The organism is Paenibacillus sp. OT2-17, from assembly GCF_009827695.1.
GTDB classification, from domain to species: Bacteria; Bacillota; Bacilli; order Paenibacillales; family Paenibacillaceae; genus Paenibacillus; species Paenibacillus polymyxa_B.
The window spans coordinates 1-4165 of the sequence record NZ_WUDQ01000315.1 but is presented as its reverse complement, the minus strand read 5'-3'; the positions used below and the strand labels follow the sequence as shown (position 1 = coordinate 4165).

Genomic DNA, 4165 nt, shown 5'->3' with positions numbered 1-4165 from the left:
ACCTCTCTGTTATCCAGTTGGTTCCAACAATACCAAAACGCATCACAGTATCCCATCCTTCCCGTGAGTCATTACAATTCATATGTACCTATTCTCGCATTCCAGCCTAAACTTGTCCACTATACCGTTAGTCATATCTCATGCTTTAACATGTTCATTCGACAAAAAAAGACTGTAGTCTATCAGCATAATTTATACTGATTGTACCACAGTCCCTGTTATTTATTTGGGGTTATATCTCTATTTTTTTGATATTACTTTTCCTACTTCTTCCAAAATGGCATCCATGGAAGCTGGGTCGTGTACATCATATTCATCAATGTTCAGACGCAGTACAGGACAGGCATCAAATTCGTTGATCCAATTGGAATATCTGCGATGCATTTGCTCCCAATAAGAACGCTCGGTCTGGATCTCCATCTCGCGACCGCGCTCCTCAATCCGACTCAGTATGGAGGGCAAGCTGCCTTCCAAATAGATCAACACATCAGGGTGCGGGAAAAACGGTGTCATCACCATCGCCTCAAACAGGCTAGTATACGTTTCATAATCGGTAGGGTTCATCGTTCCCTGATCGGCATGCATTTTCGCAAAAATGCCTGTGTCCTCATAAATAGAACGATCCTGCACAAAACCTCCACCAGACAAGAAAATATTCTTTTGTTCCTTGAAGCGTTCCGCGAGAAAATAAATTTGCAAATGAAAGCTCCATCTTTCGAAATCGTGATAAAATTTCTCCAGATAGGGATTATGATCGACCTGCTCCAAAGAGGTTTTAAAACCAAGGCGTCCGGCCAAAGCACCAGTCAGCGTGGATTTACCTACACCCACTGTACCCGCTACCGTAATCAGGGCATTCGCAGGAATGTTGTAATTATTCACTATATAAGCTCCTTTACATCGGAAACAATTTGTTTAAATTGTGCCTGGTTTTCTACAAAATCAATTTCATTCCCGTTCACGGTCAATATACGAGGGGAAGGGGACTGTTCAGCGAGAAACTGAATGCCTTTATCATAATCTATTATTAATTGCTCCAGATAAGCGGGGTCCATCTCCTGTTCAAAAGAGCGTGCACGCTTGCGAATTCTCCCCAGCAAGGTATCCAAATCTGCTTTAATATAAATGATAATGTCTGGCTTAGGCATATCATCCGTGAGCAGATGATAGATTTGACGATATTTTTCGAGCTTCACACCCTTAAGCGTACGTTCAGCAAAAATCAAATTCTTGTAGATATGATAATCAGAAATAACGGGCTGAGCTTTCTCGATATATTGCAGACCAGTATCCTCCAGCTGCTTATACCGATTGCAGAGAAAGAACATTTCTAGCTGAAAACTCCACTCATCTATATTTTGATAAAATTTATCGAGAAATGGGTTCTCCTCGACAATCTCTTTGATTATCGGCAAATGTAGCTCGGTTGAAAGCATCGAAGCCAACGTCGTTTTACCTGCTCCGATTGGCCCTTCAACGGCTATAAATGGGGCTTGTTTCATGCAGTTCTGCTCCTCCTTGTACTCCAGTCCATCCTGTGGACAACTATCCTATTGTATCACAAGGTAGTACGCTAAAGGCATACCAAATCTATGGATAAAACAAAAAAAACAGAGCGCTACATTTTGCTTCATAGCGTCCCTGTTTCTCACTTAAACCAACCTTTTTCATTAAAACGTGTAATCGCCTCGATCCGGTTACTGACACCCAGCTTATCGAGAATGACTGAAATATAATTGCGCACCGTCCCTGTCGTTAAATACAGTTCACCAGCAATCTCTTTTGTATTCTTTCCGTCAGCAATAAGCGCCAAAACGGTCTTTTCACGCTCTGTTAGCGGGTTGACTTCGGCATAAGCATCATCGACCAGTTCTGGAGCGTAAATACGTCGACCTGCCATAATACTTCGAATGGAGGAAGCCAGCTCTTCACTGGGACTGTCCTTGAGCAGATAACCGTGTGTCCCCGCCTTGATCGCTCGTTCAAAATACCCGGGGCGAGCAAACGTAGTTAAAATCAGTACCTTGCAGTTCAAGGCTTTGAGTTCCTCAGCCGCATCCAATCCGCTCTTAATCGGCATTTCGATGTCCATAATGCATATATCCGGCTGGTGCAGCTTCACCAGTTCTATAGCTTCTTCCCCGTTGCTTGCTTTTCCGACTACTTTCATGTCCTCTTCCAAGTCTAGCAGGGAGGCTAGAGCACCCAGCAGCATACGCTGGTCTTCTGCAATAACAATTCGAATCATGGCCCCACCTCCTCATTCGGCTTTTCAGGGATATTGGGCACTTTAATGACCAGGGTCGTTCCCTGATCTGAGCGCAGCTCCATACATCCGTTCACGAATTCGAGCCTTTCCTTCATTCCTTGCAGGCCATTTCCACGAAGGGTTCCATTTTCTCTCGTAGCACCGACTCCATTATCCTGAATCCGAAGAGTTAGTTCCTTACGAGACGGCTCAATAGTGATGGAGCAAGCGGTGGCTCCACTGTGCTTAACCACATTTGTCACTGCTTCCTTCATACACATACTAAGTACATTTTCATTCATTAATGATGTATGCTCCAGCTTCGGGTCGCCCTCCAAGGTCAATTCAATGTGAGCAGCCTTTAAGATCTGCCGAATACGTAACAGCTCATCCTCTAGTCGCATACCTCGCATTTGAGTAACCATTTCCCGCACCTCTTTTAACGCGCTTCTCGCCGTGAGACGAACATCGTTAATTTCAGCATGAGCACGCTCCGGGTACTGATCCATCAGTTTGCCCGCCAAATCGCTCTTCAGCCCGATGAGTGACAGCTTCTGACCTAAGGTATCGTGCAGGTCACGCGCAATTCTTTGCCGTTCCTCCAGCTTAATCAATTCCGATATTTTCTTATTGGCATCCTCTAATTGGACTTGGAGCCGATCGCTTTTGTTGCGATTAAAATTCGTAATCGGAAGGAGAATCACACCGATCAGATTGAGCAGGATAAAAGGAATCTGTTTAATAAAAACGGGATTCTGAGATACAAAACCGTAATTGATCAATCCAATCGTAATAACCATTAAAATGATATACAGCGTCGTAAATGCAGCCTTACTTTTAATATTACCGATCAGATAGGCGATAAATATGGAAAAATACATATAGCTAAACAGCAGTGTCATGGTAATCGATATGGCAATCTGTACACTGGTCCAAAAGTATATGAGCCAGCCTTTTGAGACAAAAGCCAGTACATAACATGCAAAGAATACCAAAATAATAGCAGTACCCAGAATAATATGACTTGTAGATGAAGAGCTAAAGTAGTAAAAGGGCAGGATATAAAAGACGACCCACACATAAGGACTAAGCCCTGTATTTCTTTGGAAAATCTGATACCACTTTTGCATTCTGCCACCCTCTTCTACTTCACATGACTTATATCCCTTATCTTATCATACCACTGGTCTCGTCTGCTCGAAAGCACCAAAGGTGAAGCCTTTCCTGTGAACCGCAAATGAACACTTTGATTAGAAGCCGTCCATTTTGCGGGAACTGATCTCAAGCTTAAGCCATTCGCTGTACACTCCACCCACTGCACCAGGTCGTGCTTTGAAATGGGACTGGTCTATATTTCTGATCAGCTCGTTCATGAATTATATATACCTGACGTTATTAAATTTCTTTTCTATATCTTTAGCAAATTTTCCACCCTCATCGGCTAAATGCTTTCTCATAAAGAATCCACCAAAACCATTTACCCATGCTGCAAAAGCCAGTAGCCGAGATGGAAAGTCCGCTCCAATCGTACAACTAAATTCGCAAGAGTTGTTATCAACAGGCGTGACCTTCATTTCCCATGGAACTCCAACGATGGCGGGTATCCATCGCCATATATATGCTTCTGTCTTGTCAGAGTAGAAACGCAAATGATCCTTTGTGTGCTCTTTTAATTGATAGTGCTGAACAATCATCTCATTCCCCATATTTTCCACATTAACCATATAGAATTCACCATCTTCAAAATAACTGCCCATTGCCTTGTGAGCTTTTGAAAATGATTCATATTCAGCTGGAGTCATCTCAGTTACCCATTTGTACAAATCCACATTTTTAGCTGCAATCTGCAATTTAAATTTCTTTGTCATTCTCATCTTCATTATCCTTCTTTCCTGTAATTTTTCTTGTGAGTTCATC

Annotated in this window: 6 protein-coding genes; all 6 read right to left on the bottom strand. The window is 42.7% G+C overall.

Annotation, left to right across the window (positions count from 1 at the left end; genetic code table 11):
• Positions 1 to 240: 240 nt before the first annotated feature.
• Positions 241 to 882 carry a deoxynucleoside kinase gene (locus GRP75_RS20240; protein WP_013308920.1) on the bottom strand — a complete coding sequence of 214 codons (642 nt, stop codon included), beginning with the start codon at positions 880 to 882 and terminating at the stop codon, positions 241 to 243.
• A complete protein-coding gene (locus GRP75_RS20235) occupies positions 882 to 1502 on the bottom strand; it encodes a deoxynucleoside kinase (protein WP_023987130.1) in 621 nt (206 codons plus the stop codon). The genes GRP75_RS20240 and GRP75_RS20235 overlap by 1 nt, the downstream gene beginning before the upstream one ends.
• 146 nt (positions 1503 to 1648) lie before the next feature.
• A complete protein-coding gene (locus GRP75_RS20230) occupies positions 1649 to 2248 on the bottom strand; it encodes a response regulator transcription factor (protein ID WP_013308918.1) in 600 nt (199 codons plus the stop codon).
• The gene (locus tag GRP75_RS20225) at positions 2245 to 3378 is read right to left on the bottom strand and encodes a sensor histidine kinase (protein WP_023987129.1); all 1134 of its coding nucleotides are present in this window, start codon (positions 3376 to 3378) and stop codon (positions 2245 to 2247) included. The genes GRP75_RS20230 and GRP75_RS20225 overlap by 4 nt, the downstream gene beginning before the upstream one ends.
• A gap of 120 nt (positions 3379 to 3498) precedes the next feature.
• Positions 3499 to 3621 carry a hypothetical protein gene (locus GRP75_RS30330; protein WP_264454148.1) on the bottom strand — a complete coding sequence of 41 codons (123 nt, stop codon included), beginning with the start codon at positions 3619 to 3621 and terminating at the stop codon, positions 3499 to 3501.
• A 3-nt stretch (positions 3622 to 3624) separates the two neighbouring features.
• On the bottom strand, positions 3625 to 4165 hold a 541-nt coding region (locus tag GRP75_RS20220; RefSeq protein ID WP_237449118.1), incomplete at its 5' end, for a hypothetical protein.

Coding starts and splice junctions, on each gene's coding strand:
- GRP75_RS20235 (WP_023987130.1), bottom strand. CDS start 1,502: ATGAAACAAGCCCCATTTATAGCCGTTGAAGGGCCAATCGGAGCAGGT.
- GRP75_RS20230 (WP_013308918.1), bottom strand. CDS start 2,248: ATGATTCGAATTGTTATTGCAGAAGACCAGCGTATGCTGCTGGGTGCT.
- GRP75_RS20225 (WP_023987129.1), bottom strand. CDS start 3,378: ATGCAAAAGTGGTATCAGATTTTCCAAAGAAATACAGGGCTTAGTCCT.
- GRP75_RS30330 (WP_264454148.1), bottom strand. CDS start 3,621: ATGAACGAGCTGATCAGAAATATAGACCAGTCCCATTTCAAAGCACGA.